This window comes from Paenibacillus sp. CFBP 13594 (assembly GCF_014842675.1).
Lineage (GTDB): Bacteria > Bacillota > Bacilli > Paenibacillales > Paenibacillaceae > Paenibacillus > Paenibacillus amylolyticus_B.
The window spans coordinates 1,673,551-1,691,837 of record NZ_JACYVQ010000001.1 but is presented as its reverse complement, the minus strand read 5'-3'; the positions used below and the strand labels follow the sequence as shown (position 1 = coordinate 1,691,837).

Below are 18,287 nucleotides of genomic sequence, written 5' to 3'. Positions count from 1 at the left end.
TTAATAAAAGTGTAAGCGTTCTTAATTAAACCCGATATGATCACGAAATAGACATATTAGTGGAGAAATATGTTTGACAGCGTATCTAAAATGTGACATATTTAATTTACGGAAACGTTTCCGATTATATCATATATTATGATCTGGGAGATGAAATGAATGAAAGCATTACGTTGGCATGGAGTCAAAGATTTACGTCTGGAGAATATTAATGAACCTCACCCTGAAGAAGGGAAGGTCAAAATAAAAGTGGAATGGTGCGGCATCTGCGGCAGTGACTTGCATGAGTACACAGCGGGTCCGATTTTCATTCCGGCTCAAGCACCACATCCGCTAACAGGGGAACAAGCGCCTGTAGTCATGGGGCATGAATTCTCAGGACAGGTGGTTGAGGTAGGCGAAGGCGTTACACGTTTCAAGGCAGGCGATCGTGTAGTTGTAGAACCGATCTATGCATGTGGACACTGCGAAGCTTGTAAACAAGGCAAATACAATCTGTGTGATAAAATGGGTTTCCTTGGACTCGCTGGAGGCGGAGGAGGATTCTCCGAGTATGTAACTGCTGCAGAAAACATGGTACATGCCATTCCGGATTCAATCTCGTATGAGCAAGGTGCATTGGTTGAACCTTCAGCTGTAGCACTTCACGCTGTGCGCCAAAGCAAGCTAAAAGTGGGAGATACGGCAGCCGTGTTTGGTGCAGGCCCAATCGGACTACTGGTCATCGAAGCGCTGAAAGCTTCGGGAGCGTCGGATATTTATGTGGTGGAGTTATCGGATGAACGGAAAGCAAAAGCCGAAGAACTCGGTGCCATTGTGATTGATCCAATGCAGTTTAATGTCGTGGAAGAGATCCATCAGCGTACACAAGGTGGCGTTAACGTAGCCTATGAAGTAACCGGTGTTCCACGTGTTCTGCAACAAGCCATCGATTCAACACGTATTGGTGGAGAGTTGATGATCGTCAGCATTTTTGAACAGGAAGCACCGATTCACCCGAACTCTATTGTTATGAAAGAGCGGACGGTCAACGGCATTATTGGTTATCGCGATGTTTTCCCGGCGGTTATCAGTCTGATGGATAAAGGTTTCTTCCCGGCTGACAAGCTGGTGACCAAACGGATTTCGTTGGATGAAGTGGTAGAGCATGGATTTGAAGCACTGTTGAAAGAGAAAAATCAGGTTAAGATTTTGGTAAAAGCTGAATAGAAATCACATAGAGTAAGAACAAGTAGACAGCACATCAGCAGATGTGATTGTCTACTTTTTTTGTATAAATAGGGCGAAATTTGTTGCATGTGCGGGTGGTTTTACATAGTATAAAAAGATACAAATTGTATCATCTTGGTGTGAAGGTAATGATGATGAAAAAATGAAGGAGGAAGCGGACATGCAGAGACATACAAAATGGACAGCCGTAATTTTGACCATTGTCGCAGGAATGAGCTGGATGCTTATGGGAAACTCCAAGCCGAAAAATACCACGTCAACGAGTCAACCCCCTGCGACGGAACGTGGGCTTGCCAAGGTGTCGAATGCACCGATCAGTTCAGCGGATGTAACATCGAAGATCGAACTGCTAGGCAGACCTTTTACCAAAACACCATATGCTAATAACGTCTGGGACATGCAACTGTACAACAGCAAAATATATTTGGGCCACGGAAATAGCAGCAATCTGGGCGTAGCTCCAAATTCAGGCCCTATTCCAGTCATTTATTATGATACAGCGAATGCGAAATTTAAGACCCAGTCGGTGACTAACAGCAACCCGGGCATCTTGCCACTAACGAAGATGTATGTGGATGAGGAACAGATTGATATCTACAGAGTACTAAACGATATGTTGTATATTCCTGGCAATGATTCTGATAGTGAACAGTGGGAACTGGGTAACTTCTATCGTCTGGATGGAGAGGTGTGGACCAAATATCGCAATCTGCCGCTGGGTGTACACGTATACGATTTGGCATCTTATCAGGGTAAGATGTTTGCCGCTCTGGGGACAGACTCCAAACCAACGATATTAATCTCTCATAATGAAGGTGAAACTTGGCAGAAATATGCTACCATTAATACGTTTGGTTTCCGGGCTTATACCATGTTCCATCTTAATGGCAAGTTATATGCATCTGGTATGATGTATCCTGCCAATAAAATATGGAATGACAAAACTAATATTCTGGAGATTAACGAAAAGCTTGAGAAACGGGATGTTGTCATCTATGGTAGCAAAATGTTACCTGGACTAACCTATCAAACGGGCACGATTCCTTATAATAAAATAGGCAAAAATGTTAACTTTAATAATAAGTTGCTCTATATAGCGGGAGGGGTGTTCAATGATGGACAACTGCTGCCCAAATCCTTGAATGTTATGACAGATATTAACCAGGCCAAACGAGTTAATCTGCCAGATGCCAAGGCGCTCCCAACCGATGTGCTGTTGCGTGATGGCAAGGTGTATGTGCTTACGTATACTCGCCAAAGTGCCAATCTGTATATCAATCGGGTCTACCAATCCACGGATCTGACCACATGGAATGAGATTTTACGTTTTACCCAGGACACCTATGCCAAGTCTTTTGAAGAGAACGAGGGTGACTTCTACTTTGGTCTCGGTACCGATCCGGATGTGTTATCGACTTCATCAGGGAAATTGCTTCGAGTGAATCGCAGTGATATCCCCGTGAATGCTAATTAAATTGGAAGGAAGATTATGGATTATATACTATGCTGCATCCACATTATTGGTGACCGGGAAAATTCGTTAAGATGTAGTAGAGTGAATGTCAGACTGCTTCGATGGTGTGATCAAACAGAGGCTGCCGTTAAGGTAGCTTTCTTTTTTTATCTAAAAGATTAGTTCGAACGACTCACTTCAAAAATTTGAAAATAAAATTAAGAAACTCTAAAATGGATAGAGAAATAATCCTAAATCAGTCAACTGGATTACACGTGTTACAATATACAAAAGCATGTCGCATTTCATGTAGATGCGGAGTTCCACACTTCCAATTGCAAAGGAGCAATGTACTATGAACGTACCTTCAGCATTATTCAAACCTTTCACCTCGGACAAGCTAACATTGTCTAATCGAATCGTTATGGCACCCATGACTCGCGGTTTCTCACCAGAGGGTGTACCTGGACCAGAAGTTGCTGAATACTATCGTCGCAGAGCAGCAGGTGGAGTGGGGCTCATCATAACGGAAGGTACAGGCATTAATCATCCATCTTCGGTTAGTGGAGCCAGTATTCCATTATTCCATGGTGAAGATTCGTTGCAAGGATGGGTTAATGTAGTGAAAGCAGTACATGAAGCGGGTGGCAAAATCATGCCACAATTGTGGCATGTGGGTACAGCACGTCGTTCCGGTGACTTGCCTAACGCAGAAGCTGAGCCAGTAAGTCCGTCAGGGGTTAGCATGGCAGGTGAACCATCACATGAACCATTAACGGAAGAGGAGATTCAAGGTCTTGTACAGGCATTTGCCCAAGCGGCAGCGGATGCACAGCGAATCGGGTTTGACGGCATTGAACTGCACGGAGCCCATGGATACCTGATTGACCAATTCTTCTGGGAGCAGACGAATCGACGGACCGACAATTATGGTGGTGATTTGGTACGTCGAACCCAATTTGCGGTTGAAGTGATAGAAGCTTGTCGTGCGGCGGTTGGCCCTGACTTCCCAATTGTGCTCCGGTTCTCCCAATGGAAGATGGGGAATTATGAAGCACGTCTGGTGGAAACGCCAGAACAATTGGAGCAATTCCTGGCACCACTCAGTGCTGCTGGCGTGGATATATTCCATTGCTCTACACGGCGGTTCTGGTTACCTGAATTCGAAGGATCTGAGCTGAATCTCGCGGGTTGGACACAGAAAATCACTGGCAAACCAGCTATTTCAGTTGGATCGGTAGGACTTGAAGCTGAATTTGTAGATAGAGCAACCGAGAACCAGGGAACAGGAGATGCCCATTTGGATCTATTAAATGAGAAATTGGAGAACAATGAATTTGACTTGATCGCCTTGGGTCGTGTTCTGCTTAGTGATCCCGAATGGCCTGCCAAAGTTCGTGAAGGTCGCATATCCGAAATCATTCCATTTACAACGGAAGTGTTGCAAACACTCCATTAATAGAAACCTAAGAACGTTTGGTGAAAGGTGAACTAACACTGAACGGCAACGATTTACAACGAAAAGTAAAACAAAAACGAACAAATAGGCCGCCTTTGGGCGGCTTTTTGAGCTTCCTATACTAATAATTTCAACATATGAAAAATTCACAATAGAAAATCATTTCCTGCACCGTTGCTCCTATTGATTATCCCCACAAGTCCCGCACGCGCTTGGTCACAACACCATTTAGTTCCATATTTCAGGTTCTATAGCAACCATTTTTTTCGCTGCATATATGTCAGCACAACGATTCAATCCTCAGAAGCGCTTATTTTGAAAATCATTCACCTTGTGATAAGGTTAGGCCTGAACCTAAGGGTTGCCAAGATGACATTACATAAGGAGGATGAATATCCTTGCACAACTATAGGTACAACTCGAACAAAAAATGGAGAAAACCACTGCATATGATATGTCTTCTGCTGGGGATCATTCTGCTTTTATCGGCATGTGGCCAAGCACAGAAACCTTCCTCCGCAACGGACTCGAATACCGGCTCCAATGCTGGCTCCAACTCAGGGCAATCTTCCTCATCGCCGGAGCAGAATACCGCTCCACCGCAGGAAGAAGTGCAAGAGGAACCGCAAGAGGAAGTCGATCCGGTGCAGGAGCAGCTCAGTTCATTAACGTTAGAAGAGAAGATTGGACAGATGATACTAGCTGGTGTTCAAGGGACGACGTTGGATGATCAAGCCAAACAGATGATTACGAATCAAAAGGTAGGGGGCATTATTTTCTATGCCAACAATGTATCAACACTAGAGGGAACAGCCAAGTTTGTACAATCCATCAAGGAAGCGAATCAGTCCAACCCGGTACCAATCTTCATGAGTGTGGATCAGGAGGGCGGCAAAGTGAGTCGTATGCCGGAGACGGTGGAATCCATTCCTTCCAGTAGAAAGGTAGGGGAGACGAAAGACAGCGCGCTTGCTGAAAAAATGGGCGAATTGCTGGCCAGACAAGTTCAGCTTGCGGGTTTTAATGTGGACTTTGCTCCTGTGCTGGATGTGAACAGTAACCCGAAGAACCCGGTGATTGGAGATCGTTCATTCGGCAGCTCGGCAGAACTGGTGTCACGTATGGGGATTGCAGAGATGAAGGGACTACGTAAAGAAGGCATTATTCCGGTAGTGAAACATTTTCCGGGTCATGGTGATACGTCCGTGGACTCCCATCTCGATCTGCCTGTCGTGAATAAAACGGAAAAACAATTGGCCGAGCTTGAATGGATCCCGTTCCAGGCCGCAGTGAAGGAGCAGGTAGAGGCGGTCATGGTTGCACACATTTTGTTCCCGAAACTGGATCCGGATCATCCAGCCTCCTTATCGGATGTCATTATTGGTGAACATTTGCGTGGGAAGTTCAAGTATGATGGTGTGGTCATCACAGATGACCTGAGCATGGGTGCAATCGCGAAGAACTTCAAGTTGGACCAGGCAGCCCTGGCAACGGTTAAAGCAGGAAGTGACATTCTGTTGGTAGCTCACAGTTATGAGAGTGCCAAGACGATTTTTGATACGCTAATAAGTGCGGTGAAGTCAGGTGAGATCTCTGAGTCTCGAATTGATGAAAGTGTATATCGTATCCTGGCGCTGAAGCAACAATACAAGTTATCCGATGATCAGAAAGCTTCTGGAGACCTGAAGCAATTGAATGCAGATATTGTGGATTGGCGTAAGCAAATCGATGCTAGATAATAAATCCTGTGTTATGATTTTGCCAGAGGTGAGATCCAATAATGTATACCATTATGATAATAGAGGACGATCCCAAGATTGCGGGATTATTGAAATCACATATTGAACGCTACGGGGACCGGGCCGTTCTGGTCGAGGATTTTGAGATGATTGTGCAACAGTTTGAGCAGGTACAGCCACATGTGGTACTTCTGGATATCAACTTGCCCAGTTACGATGGTTTCTATTGGTGCCGCCAGATTCGTACGCTGTCCACATGCCCCATTTTGTTTATCTCCGCGCGGAGTGGGAAGATGGATCAGGTCATGGCACTGGAGAACGGGGCGGATGATTATATCACGAAGCCATTTGAGCATGAGATTGTTATAGCGAAAATTCGCAGTCAGCTGCGCCGGGTATATGGGGACTATGCTGCACGTGATGAAGAACGCAAGGTGGAACTGGACGGCTTGGTCGTGTACTTGGAAAGACTGGAGATTCAGCTTGGTGATCGCAAAGTGCAGCTGACGAAGAAGGAAACGATCCTGCTGGAAACGTTACTGCGCCGCAGTCCAAAGCTTGTGAGCAGAGAGACAATCCTGGAGAAGCTGTGGGATGACTCTTTTGTGGATGACAATACACTCAGCGTTAACGTTACTCGGGTGCGTAAACGCTTAGCCGAACTTGGTATTACGGACGCACTGGAAACGGTCAGAGGTTCTGGTTACCGATTGAACAATACCTGGAAGGCCTCTTCACCATCATGAGATTGTTTATACGAGAACATCTCGCTTTAACGTGCTGGGTTGTTGCCATCTTGTTCACCGTTGTTGCAGTATTCTGGTATGACGGTTACAACGATTGGATCACGGCTGCTTATGCCGTAACGTTGGGATTATTTTTATACATCGGATATTTGGTGTATCGTTATTTTTCACATCGCTCCTTTTATACCCGGATGTCACGATCGATGGATTCGCTGAAGGAATTTGTACCATTGAACGAAACAAGTCCTTTATCACTGGCGCTGGAAAAGCTGCTGGATTCACAATACGGACAGTACCATGCTCATCTCCATCGGCTGGAACAACGGCAGCAAGAATATCTGACATTCATGAACCAGTGGGTCCATCAGATGAAGACACCGTTATCCGTCATTGAGTTGACCGTGGAAGGTCAGGAAGATGATGATCCTCGGTTCATAAGCATTCGGGAGGAAGCGGACCAGATGAGACGGGGATTGGAGACTGTGCTGTATGTGGCGCGGTTGGATACCTTCGAACAGGATTTCATTGTGGAACCTGTGATACTGAAGACCGCTGGGGAAGAAGCGATCCATGAGCTCAAGCGATTCTTTATTCGCAATCACGTCTATCCAGAGATGCATATAGAACCTTCGCTGGTTGTGCAATCCGATGCCAAGTGGCTTCGTTTTGTCTTGGTACAGTTACTGTCGAACGCAATAAAGTACTCCGCAGGCAGCGGGCAAAAGATCTATGTGCGTGCATATGAAGAGGAACGCTCTATCACGCTGGAAGTGCAGGATCAGGGCATCGGAATTCCGAAGTCTGATCTAAACCGGGTATTCCAACCTTTCTTCACCGGGGAGAACGGGCGGCATTTCAAAGAGTCCACAGGCATGGGGCTGTATATTGCCAAAGAAGTGTTAACGCGGATGAATCATCGGATTGATCTTGAATCTGTGTACGGCGAAGGAACGACCGTCCGAATCACATTCAGCTCCTGAAGTGACAGATTGAGGTAAGATTGGGACATGAGGTGTTTATTTTATTAAAGAAGTATGAGTGTGAGTATGAATTACAGTGTAAGTGTATGTATAGACGTCTATTGCCTGATCGGGGCGAAGGCGTCTTTTTGATGTTCATGATGCAACCTTACAACATTGTCATGTTGATGAAAGGTTAAACCATAGGAGAATGGCCGAAACTTCGATAGACTGTAGTCATAAGAGTACAGGAAAGGCCACGCATAATACGCATGCACATAGCATGAAAAGTAACTTGATTTTGAATTCATACATCACTAAGGAGTTGTAACCATGGAGATTTGTTCTGTGAAACAGATCAGTAAAATCTACAAAGGCATCGTATCTTATGAAGCGTTATCAGGTATTGACCTCAGTATTCAGGAAGGTGAGTTTGTTGGCATCATGGGACCATCGGGTAGTGGCAAAACAACGCTGCTGAACATGATCTCAACCATTGATCATCCAACATCAGGCGAACTGCGGATTGCAGGGAAGAATCCGTTTGAATTGAATCAGGATGAACTCGCTCTGTTCCGCCGCAAAGAGCTTGGATTCGTTTTTCAATCGTTCAATCTGTTAAATACCCTGACAGTCAAGGAAAACATTGTTCTGCCACTGACTCTTGACGGTGTTTCGCTAGCAGAGATGAACACACGTGTGGAACAGCTGGCAAGCAAGCTGGGGATCGAGGGTATTCTGAACAAACGGACATATGAGATATCAGGAGGACAGGCACAGCGTACGGCCATTGCCAGAGCGCTTATCCATTCCCCGAAGCTGATTCTGGCCGATGAGCCAACAGGCAACCTGGATTCGAAGGCGGCAAGAGATGTCATGGAGATTCTCGAAACTCGCAATCAGGAGGATCGGGCTACGATGCTATTGGTCACTCATGATGCAGTAGCTGCAAGTTATTGCAGTCGGGTTGTCTTTATCAAGGATGGCAAACTGTATAATGAAATTCACTACGGCGATAATCGCGCAGCCTTTTACCAGAAGATTATTAATGTATTATCCCTAATGGGAGGTTCAGGACATGAATTTTCGCCAGTTCGCCATTAATAACGTTGTTCGCAACAAACGAATTTATCTGGCTCATTTTCTGAGCAGTACATTTTCCGTTATGATCTTTTTTACTTACGCATTGCTTCTGTTCCATCCCGATTTGAAAGCGGGGTTAAAGGGATCAAGTGGGACGGTTACGTTGCTTGCGAATCAGGGGTTTGTGATTGCGGAGATCATTATATTCATCTTTTCATTCCTGTTCCTGCTCTACTCCGTTGGTTCATTTCTGAAGACGCGCAAAAAGGAATTTGGTATCTTCCTGATCATTGGCATGACACGTAAACAGATGAACAGACTTCTGTTTATGGAGAACATGTGTATCGGATTAGCTTCCATCATTACCGGGATTGGACTCGGAATTATTTTCGGCAAATTGATCCTGCTGATCTGTGGCTCCATGCTGGCTGTTGAGAACAGCCTTCGATTCTATTTTCCGCTAAAAGGCATTGCCCTGACGGCTGGTGCATTTCTGCTGCTGTTTGTTATCATTGCGATGTCGTCATCCTTGCTCATACGGAAAGGTTCGCTAATTGACCTTGTGAAATCAGAGGAAAAACCGAAACCGGAACCCAAAGCCTCACGTCTGCTCGCCTTGTTATCCGTATTGTTAATTGGTGGGGGTTATGCAGGAGTATTCACTTTTGTATGGATAAGCTTCTCCTTTCCGTTATTACTCGCAAGTGTCGTGGTTGTTATTGCAGGTACGTACTTTCTGTTCACACAGCTCAGTGTATACATCATTCGGACACTGAAAAGAAATCCAAGGTTGTTTTTTCGTAAAACCAATCTGCTCTTCCTATCTGAACTTACCTATCGAATGAAAGATAACGCCATCATGTTTTTCATGGTAAGTATCATTTCAGCTTCTTCATTTACGGGAATTGGCACCATGCTTGCTATTGCTGACCCGGGGTTGTCGTCCATGTCGAATCCGTACGCATTCAGTTATATGAATAACTGGGATACTCCCAACTCCGAGCGACATATTCGGCAGATTGAAGAAACGTTGATTGATCATCAAGTTCCCTACGTAAAGGGCAGTTATGTTCATATATCTGAAAATAATAATGGAAGGATTATCAAACTGAGTGATTATAACCGTCTGGCGAAGGCACTTGGGTACGAAGAACGTACGTTGAAACAGGTTGATGAGTCATTTATGACACCAAGTAATTTGGCGGTTCGTAAGAAGTACCGTGAACAGGCTGAACAAGGATTCTCAGGGGCGGAGGTCAAGCTGGAGATTGATAATCGGTCGGAACAGATTCGGCTAGTGACACCTGGTACCGATATTGTGATTCCTTATCAAAATGAAATTAATCTCTACGTTGTAACCAACGAATTGTTTGAGAAGTTGAGACCGGCGTATAACGAGGAAGTGGGGATGCCTGAAGATTTCTATTCCATGCGAACGACGCAATTTGTCGTAAAAGATTGGATGAGTACACGCAGCTTTGCTCCTGAATTGATCAAATCCATTCAAGATGATCATTCGGACAAAGGTTATTACGAGGTCAGCGCGCTTGTGGTGGACTGGCTTAATTCCAAACAAACAAACGGGATCATTCTGATCTTGAGCGGTCTGATTGGCATTGTTTTCTTCACCTTTGCAGCAAGTTTCACGTATTTCAGACTTTACGCAGATCTAGAACGGGATGAAGCGCAGTATCGCATGATTGGCAAAATGGGACTGAGTCGTCCCGAACTCCGTAAGATCGTAACAAGGCAGCTATTGCTTATGTTCTTCCTGCCGATTCTGGTGGCGGTCATCCACAGCTCGGTCGCTTTTGTAGCGTTGCAGCAGCTGGTTGATTTCTCGGTCTTCGGATACAGTCTACGCATCTTCCTGGTCTTTGCTTCCATGCAGATCCTGTATTTTGCACTTGTGCGCTGGCGGTACCTGCGTCACATGTATTCCAAATTAGTCTAACATAGCATGGCCCAACAGACACCGGACTCATCGCTCGGTGTCTGTTGACTTTTCTGGCTAAGGCACAGTACTATTTCATTAGATACAGAATGTATCATTACATAGTTTCTCAAGCAGTTAGAAGGATGGAGTTACAGAAATGTCAGGCCGGTGCCTGAGAGGGAGGACATATCATGAGTATCACGATGTCTCGTGGACAAGCATACATTCAACGTTTGAATGATGAGCGGAATGTATGGCTGGACGGAGAGCGTATCCAGGTAACTGGGCATCAGGCCTTTCAGGGAACACTTCAAACCATAGAAGGTTTGTTCAATCTGGTGGATGACCCGGAGACAAGGGAAACCGTGGCCTATTGGGACGAACAGACGGGAAGTTACGTGCATCGCTCTTTTCTAGTACCCCGTTCACTTCCTGACGTGAAGAGCAGGGCGGATGCTTTTCGGCTGTGGGCCGATCGGACGTATGGGGTGATGAGCCGATTGTCTGATTATGCTCGATCCCGGCTGACCGGTTGGTATGCAACACGACATGAGATGACATCACATGACCCGGCATTTGCAGACAAAATATCGACTTATTATGAACAAGCCAAACGAAAAGATGCATTCCTGACAATTGTCCAGCGGGACCCACAGATTAATCGTTCCTTGCCTGTTGGAGAAGATGAGGATGCCATGCTGCGAATTGTCCAAAGCAATACGGAGGGTGTGGTGATCCGCGGGGCCAAAATGGTTGCAACAGCAGCGCCTTATGCGGATGATATCATTGCTTATCCCGTTCAACGAATTCCAGGCCACCTGCCAGAGCTGGCCCATATGGTCATTGTAGCCGCGGACAGTCCGGGCTTGCACATGATGTGTCGTGAATCTTTTGCCACAAAAGATACAGATAAATCACATCCACTCAGTGCGCAGTATGATGAGATGGATGCTGTATTATTTTTTGACGATGTATTTGTGCCCTGGGAACGTGTATTACTGCACAATAACCCTGAAGCCGTATGGCAGATTCGCTGCAATACAGCATCGGCCAGTTTGGCCTACCATCAGAGTGTCATTCGATTACACTCGAAATTGGAATTCATTACAGCTGTGACCTCAGCCATTGCCAAGGAGATTGGGGTGGACTCCTTCCTGAATGTACAGGAACAACTCGGAGAGCTGATCAGTCAGATGCAGACTATCGAGGGACTGATTATTGCTGCTGAAGCACAGTCCAAGCCGGACGCATTTGGCAACTGGCTGCCGGAATTCAAATATATTGAAACCGCACGTAATCTGGGCAATCACTATTATCCCCGCGCGGTGGAGATTTTGAAGACCATTGCTGCGGGTGGTCTAATTCAGATTCCTTCAGGTACGTTTGAGATGAATGAAATGATGGGTTCCATGGTTGGCAAATATCTTGGTGGAGTAACGATGCAAGCCCCGGAGAAGATTCGACTCTTTCAACTCGCATGGGAGCTGACCGGAAGTCCACTCGGAGCAAGGCATGATCTATATGAACGTTTCTACGCGGGTGATCCCGTGCGCAATCGGGCGAACCAATATGTGCAGTATGACAAGGAACGTTTATTTGGGAAAGTTGAGCCGTGGCTTCGTTTGCTTAAGGACTAATCTGATGATCTAATACAAATGGTCCGAATGAAGATTGAAAAGCCTGAATGAAGAACGAAAAGCTTGAATGAAGGCTGAAAACAGCCCTATTTTATTTAATGCCTTGGCCTAAGCCAGGGCTCTATTTCTATTTATTTAGATTATCTTTAGAAATGATTTAGGTTGAATTAAGAGACGTAGTATATAGTAATAATGTAGAGATAGGCATAGAGTATAGGAAATGAGAGGAAAAACATGAGATACACCGTATTAATTGCAGATGACGAACCAGAGATTGTTGAACTGCTTCAACTATATCTGGAGAAGGACTATACCATTAAGACTGCGGTGAATGGAGCCGAGGCATTACAATGCATACGTTCAACACAGATCGATCTGGTCATACTGGACATCATGATGCCTGTAATGGATGGATTGCAGTTGATCAAACAGATCAGGGCCACATATCACATGCCTGTACTGTTCCTATCCGCCAAAAGTCAGGATCACGATAAAATCCTTGGACTTGGACTTGGGGCAGACGATTATATAGCGAAGCCGTTCAACCCGCTTGAGATTGTTGCCAGAGTAGAGGCGTTGCTTAGAAGAGTCAATCAATTTGATGCAGCGGAGTTCCCCGTTGCCAAAGAAGAGAATCTGGTATTGGGTGATCTGACGCTGGATCGATCCCAATGTACGCTTTTTCGTTCAGGAACACCTGTAACATTAACCTCTACAGAGTATAAAATTATGGAATTGTTGCTTGATCAACCTGGCCGAGTGTTCACCCGTAAAAAAATATACGAAGCGGTCTGGGGCGATTATTATGCGCACGAGGACAGCACAATTATGGTACATATCAGCAACATTCGGGAGAAGATCGAGCGTGACTCCAGACAACCGGAATATCTCAAAACGATAAGGGGACTGGGATACAAAATTGAAGCGCCCATGGAAAGCTAGAGAAAAGCGACTGTTGCAGACATCTCTGACACTGGACTTCTTGCTGTTCAACTTCTTTTTGCTGTTACTGGTATTGATCGTGTACCTTATGGTTTCACTGGATGTCGTGGATTTTCGCATTTCGGATCAGGTGGTTGATCCAGGTCTGAATGTTGAAGCCCACGTGTATGTAGCAGAGCTGGAGAACGAATTTTATTCCGGTGGAGGTTCGGTGTCGAAAGGCAAAGACACAGAGATTCAACGTCTCAAGGACAGCGGTGGCTGGATTGAAATTCTGGATGCCAATCGCAATGTCATTCGTCATGTGGGAGACAAGCAAGATGCGTTCACGCAATACAGTGAAGCTGATCTGTATGATGGACTGGAAAATCGGAGTGACCAGGAATACTATTATTCGATCACTCCTCTCTCGACTGAAGGAGCGGCAGCGTATGTATTGCTCAAAATCCCGCGTGATCTGGTCAGCGTGCGAATTAATGATAATCAGTTGATTACCAATCTGAAGCATCCACTATCCTTTTACATTATGATTGGCATCGGTTTGGTTTTATTATTGATCTTTGTCTATAGCTATTGGGTCGCACGGAGAATCAAAAAACCACTCAGCATCCTCTCCTCGGGTCTTACGCAGATGATACAAGGGAATTATAGTACACGGATGTCGATCTCGGCCGAGAGGGAATTTGTCCAGATAGGTGAGACATTCAACTACATGGCGGACGTCATTGAGAACACATCTGCGGAGAAACGTTACGCCGAAGAGAGCAAACAGCGACTGATTGTAGATTTATCACATGATCTGAAGACACCGATAACATCCATACAGGGATATGCGCAGGCATTGGTGGAAGGACGTGGAGAGGACAAGGACAGGCAGCAAAGATATCTGGGATACATCTATAACAAGTCTGTTCAAGTTGCACGCATGATACAGAATATGCTGGAGCTGCTCAAGGTGGATTCGCCCGATTTTCGCATGCATATTCAGAGAAGAGAGATTGGAGAATTCGTGCGCGAGATTATGGCAGATACGTATGGGGAGATTGAGCAGAAACAGTTTGTCCTTCATGTGCTTGTTCCTGATGAGGAGATCTATGCAAGGTATGATCCGGAACTGTTATCCAGAGTCATCCAGAATCTGATTACCAATGCTCTGTCTTATAATCCAATCGGGACCGAACTGCGCGTAGAACTCATTCCGCTGGATACCCATGTGGTGATTGAAGTGGCAGATACCGGAGTGGGCATACCTCAAGAACTATGGTCAACGATCTTTGACCCGTTTGTACGAGGGGATGAGGCGCGGACAGCGACCGGAGGCACCGGACTTGGTTTATCCATCGCACGACGTAATACGGAGAAAATGGGCGGACGGCTGATCCTTTCCCGACGTGGGCGAGAGACCACCGTGTTTACCATTGAGATTCCAAATTAAATAAGAGAAGAAATGTCCATGTGGAGGGAAATATTTTGTTCAAAGTAAATACGTTTGTCCGGTTCAGTATTGCACTGGCGCTGATATTGGTTAATATCTATTTATTATCACGTGTGAGCTTCATCTTTCAGCCGCTCGTCACCATGATCACGGTCATTACCGTGCCGATGATGTTGTCGGTGTTCTTTTATTATCTGCTAAGGCCGCTTGTGAATTATATGGAGAAAAAGAAAATAAATCGCACGCTAAGTATTTTGCTAATCTATCTGGTTATTGCTATTCTGGGAGTGTTCTTCATCATTGGTTTATGGCCATCGTTACGTGAGCAACTGTTCAATCTGGTCGATAACGCACCAAGTTTAATTAATTCATTAAGTGACCAGCTGAGAGAGCTGGAGCAAAATGGTGCCATTCAGGCCTTGTTCCCGGAGGGCTCAACACCTTTCTCTCAGATCACGGAGTATATCAACAAAGGATTTAACTTTGTGACCAACTACGTAAGTGGATTTTTCTCACTCGTTTCCAGTTTTGCGATCATCTTGTTTACACTACCGATTCTTTTGTTCTATATGCTGTTACAAGGCGAGAAATTTGGTCGTAAATTGGCACATATCGCTCCAAAACGTTTCCAGAATGACAGCCGTGAAGTCGTAATTGAGATTGATCAGGCGTTGAGTGGTTTTATTGTGGGAAGAGTTTTGGTCAATCTGGCATTGGGTGTACTGATGTATATCGGTTTCTTGATCATTGGACTGCCGTACGCATTACTGCTCACGGTAATCGCGGTCATCATGAACTTTGTTCCGTTTATCGGAGCGATTGTGTCGTCCGTACCTATTGTGATCATGGGTCTCGTGGTATCTCCATCGGTTGCCATCTGGTCTCTGATTATTATTCTTGTCGCTCAGCAGATTCAGGACAACCTGGTAGCACCGTACGTATTCGGCAAAAAGCTGGATATTCACCCGCTCACGACCATCATTCTGGTGTTGGGTGCAGGCGACCTGGGTGGAATTATTGCCATCCTGATTATTATCCCGGTTTATATGATCGTTAAGATTCTTTTGGTTCGAATCTATAACATGTTCTTTAAGGACAAATGGCAGAATGCATAGAATTTAATTATTCGAAGGAGTGGAGCACATGTCTGAAATTATCGAAAAACAATACAATGAACCTGAATATATCGCACCTCAATCTGTTCAAATGGGTACCATTCACATCTCGAATGATGTGTTATCCAAGATCGTGGGAATGGCCGCTCAATCAACGGCTGGTGTTTCCTCCATGTCCGTTGGACTGACTGAAGGCATTGCCAAGAGCATCAGCGGCAAGAGTCTGCAAAAAGGGATTGACGTACACGTCAAAGACGATCAGGCAACCATCCAGCTGCGCATCAACATTCAATATGGCAACAAGATGCACGAGGTCTGCCGTGAACTTCAACATAATGTTCAACAGGCTGTAGAGCAATTAGCAGGCGTCATGGTCGATGAAATCAAAGTGCAAGTTGTTGGCATATCCATGCCGGAGACCGTATAAACCAATGAAAAGAATGTAAGGAATAACAATTGTAAGGATAAACGATTGGCACAAACAGCACCTTCCCAATTAACAACTCAACTGGGAGGGTGCTGTTTTATGTTTGCGATAATAGGTGGGCGCTTCGCCCATCACTTTTTTGAACATTTTGGAGAAAAGCAATTGATCCGTATAGCCCACAGAACGGGCAATATCACCAATGGTCAGACCGGGATCAAGCGTCAATTCGGCTGCCCTTCGCATTCGGTAATGGACCAGATACGATTGGATGCTGCTTCCCATCTGATCTTTGAAGAGAGAACACAGGTAACTGCGCTGCAAGCCCACATGGGCCGCGATGGACTGAACGGTAATGGCATTGGCGTAGTTCATTTCAATGAAGTCCATTACCTGCGTTACGTACGTTTCCTTCGAATAATCCGGCATGAGTTGAAGATGCTCTGAGTTGGCCTGATCAATCAAAATGGAGAAGAATTGATACAGCAAACCAGTCATGCTAATCTCCCAGCCTCTGTGGGTATGGCGCGAATTAATCATTCGATGCAGACAGGATCGCATCTCGTCATCCCCATTGCCCAGCTCAAAGATCGGGTGATGCTCCGACAGACAAGCTTGCTGTAAAAAGGTTTGGCTATTGCTGCCTTGAAAAGCAACCCAGCTGTATTCCCAGGGATCATCCTGATCTGCTTCGTAATGAACAACAGAATGCGGAACGATCAGAAAACCTTGACCTTTGTGCAGGGTGTACGTTTTGCCACCCACTTCGAAGGTGCCTTTGCCATTCAAAATATAATGAATTTTGTAATAGTCTCTCATGGCAGGGCCAAAGTGATGACCTGGTGTACAGGCTTCCGTGCCATAATGAAGGAGCTGGAGCTCCTGAAAATGATTGTTTTTAAACATATACGTAATCAAGGGTATTCACTCCTGTGTGATTTCGTCTCATCTTGCATTTTAACATATTAAATAGTTGAAAAGATTAAATATTTAACATTAGTATATATAGATAACAATCATTATTCCATATGTTCAAAGTGGAATGCCATATCGTTTTGCCCGAGAAATGTCTAAGATTAGAAGCAGCAAGGCAAACCATACAGGAAAGTGAGAATAACGATGCCCTATACTGCGAGTGAACAACGATATGATGAGATGAAATATGTACGTTCCGGCAAATCCGGAATCAGATTGCCGCAAATTGCGCTGGGTTTATGGCAGAACTTTGGTGGCAACCGCACATTGGATATTCAGGAAGAAATGATTTTACGTGCCTTTAACCTCGGAATTAACCACTTCGATCTGGCGAATAACTATGGTCCCCCTCCAGGATCAGCGGAAGAGAACTTTGGTGTGATTTACAAAAAACATCTGCGTCCTTACCGGGATGAATTGCTTATCTCATCGAAGGCAGGTTACCATATGTGGAGTGGACCTTACGGCGAATGGGGTTCCCGCAAAAACCTCATTGCAAGCCTGGATCAAAGCCTTGGCCGGATGGGACTGGACTATGTAGACATTTTCTATCATCACCGTCCAGATCCGGACACGCCGTTGGAAGAAACGATGACGGCGCTGGATCATATCGTGCGGCAAGGTAAAGCTCTGTATGTGGGCTTATCCAATTATAATGCAGAACAGACACAAGAAGCGGTAACCATTCTTCGTCGTCTGGGTACGCCATGTCTGGTTCATCAACCAAACTACTCGATGCTGAATCGCTGGATTGAAGACGGTTTGCAGGACGTACTGGATGAGCAGGGCGTAGGTTCCATTGCGTTCTGTCCACTCGGCCGCGGTCAGTTGACCAATAAATATGTCGACAAGATCAAGGAAGAACGCGCCAATCCAACAGGCAATTTGAAAAAAGAAGCATACACAGACGAACGGATTGCCAAGTTCGATGCGCTTCAGGCAGTTGCCGAGCGAAGAGGGCAGACGATCTCCCAACTGGCTCTGAACTGGATCTTGCGTGGTAACCGTGTCACCTCCGCACTGATTGGTGCAAGCCGTGTGTCCCAGATTGAAGAAAACGTGGCTGCGCTCAGTGCACCGGACCTGACAACGGAAGAGTTGAATGAGATCGAAAGCATTTTGGAAGGTATGGGTAATTATCCGTGGTAACCGAA

The 18,287-nt window shown here is 45.4% G+C and carries 15 protein-coding genes; 14 read left to right on the top strand and 1 reads right to left on the bottom strand.

The window, feature by feature from the left end:
• Positions 1-159: 159 nt before the first annotated feature.
• The 13 genes from IFU39_RS07365 to IFU39_RS07305 all read left to right on the top strand — a co-directional run bounded on the left by IFU39_RS07365 (position 160) and on the right by IFU39_RS07305 (position 16,161).
• Entirely contained in the window at positions 160-1,209 is a 1,050-nt protein-coding gene (locus IFU39_RS07365) for a 2,3-butanediol dehydrogenase (protein ID WP_091016793.1), read from the top strand.
• A 181-nt stretch (positions 1,210-1,390) separates the two neighbouring features.
• On the top strand, positions 1,391-2,704 hold the full coding sequence (locus IFU39_RS07360) for a hypothetical protein (protein WP_192131908.1): 1,314 nt from the start codon (positions 1,391-1,393) through the stop codon (positions 2,702-2,704).
• Positions 2,705-3,038: 334 nt separating this feature from the next.
• A complete protein-coding gene (locus IFU39_RS07355) occupies positions 3,039-4,142 on the top strand; it encodes an NADH:flavin oxidoreductase (protein WP_091016790.1) in 1,104 nt (367 codons plus the stop codon).
• Positions 4,143-4,540: 398 nt separating this feature from the next.
• The gene (nagZ, locus tag IFU39_RS07350) at positions 4,541-5,881 is read left to right on the top strand and encodes a beta-N-acetylhexosaminidase (protein ID WP_244660888.1); all 1,341 of its coding nucleotides are present in this window, start codon (positions 4,541-4,543) and stop codon (positions 5,879-5,881) included.
• Positions 5,882-5,922: 41 nt separating this feature from the next.
• Positions 5,923-6,627, top strand: coding sequence for a response regulator transcription factor (locus IFU39_RS07345; RefSeq protein ID WP_047842720.1), 705 nt, complete (start codon positions 5,923-5,925; stop codon positions 6,625-6,627).
• Positions 6,624-7,607: a sensor histidine kinase gene (locus IFU39_RS07340; RefSeq protein ID WP_192131906.1), complete on the top strand. Its 984-nt coding sequence runs from the start codon at positions 6,624-6,626 to the stop codon at positions 7,605-7,607. The genes IFU39_RS07345 and IFU39_RS07340 overlap by 4 nt, the downstream gene beginning before the upstream one ends.
• A gap of 312 nt (positions 7,608-7,919) precedes the next feature.
• A complete protein-coding gene (locus IFU39_RS07335) occupies positions 7,920-8,690 on the top strand; it encodes an ABC transporter ATP-binding protein (protein WP_105598505.1) in 771 nt (256 codons plus the stop codon).
• Entirely contained in the window at positions 8,665-10,623 is a 1,959-nt protein-coding gene (locus IFU39_RS07330) for an ABC transporter permease (RefSeq protein WP_192131904.1), read from the top strand. The genes IFU39_RS07335 and IFU39_RS07330 overlap by 26 nt, the downstream gene beginning before the upstream one ends.
• Before the next feature lie 173 nt (positions 10,624-10,796).
• Positions 10,797-12,242, top strand: a complete 1,446-nt coding sequence (locus IFU39_RS07325; RefSeq protein ID WP_091016784.1) for a 4-hydroxyphenylacetate 3-hydroxylase family protein — start codon at positions 10,797-10,799, stop codon at positions 12,240-12,242.
• A gap of 234 nt (positions 12,243-12,476) precedes the next feature.
• Positions 12,477-13,184 (top strand): response regulator transcription factor, encoded by a 708-nt coding sequence (locus tag IFU39_RS07320; RefSeq protein WP_192131902.1) that lies wholly within the window; start codon positions 12,477-12,479, stop codon positions 13,182-13,184.
• Positions 13,162-14,619 carry a sensor histidine kinase gene (locus IFU39_RS07315; protein WP_192131900.1) on the top strand — a complete coding sequence of 486 codons (1,458 nt, stop codon included), beginning with the start codon at positions 13,162-13,164 and terminating at the stop codon, positions 14,617-14,619. Before IFU39_RS07320 ends, IFU39_RS07315 begins: the two co-directional genes overlap by 23 nt.
• Positions 14,620-14,654: 35 nt before the next feature.
• Positions 14,655-15,734, top strand: coding sequence for an AI-2E family transporter (locus IFU39_RS07310; protein ID WP_105598509.1), 1,080 nt, complete (start codon positions 14,655-14,657; stop codon positions 15,732-15,734).
• Between the two features lie 28 nt (positions 15,735-15,762).
• The gene (locus tag IFU39_RS07305; RefSeq protein WP_047842725.1) at positions 15,763-16,161 is read left to right on the top strand and encodes an Asp23/Gls24 family envelope stress response protein; all 399 of its coding nucleotides are present in this window, start codon (positions 15,763-15,765) and stop codon (positions 16,159-16,161) included.
• A 69-nt stretch (positions 16,162-16,230) separates the two neighbouring features.
• On the opposite strand, the gene IFU39_RS07300 is transcribed toward IFU39_RS07305, so the two are convergent.
• Complete coding sequence (locus tag IFU39_RS07300; RefSeq protein WP_192131898.1) at positions 16,231-17,076, bottom strand: AraC family transcriptional regulator; 846 nt, start codon at positions 17,074-17,076, stop codon at positions 16,231-16,233.
• A 201-nt stretch (positions 17,077-17,277) separates the two neighbouring features.
• Between IFU39_RS07300 and IFU39_RS07295 the strand changes: the two genes are divergently transcribed.
• Positions 17,278-18,282 (top strand): aldo/keto reductase, encoded by a 1,005-nt coding sequence (locus IFU39_RS07295; RefSeq protein WP_192131896.1) that lies wholly within the window; start codon positions 17,278-17,280, stop codon positions 18,280-18,282.
• The last annotated feature ends 5 nt before the right edge of the window (positions 18,283-18,287 follow it).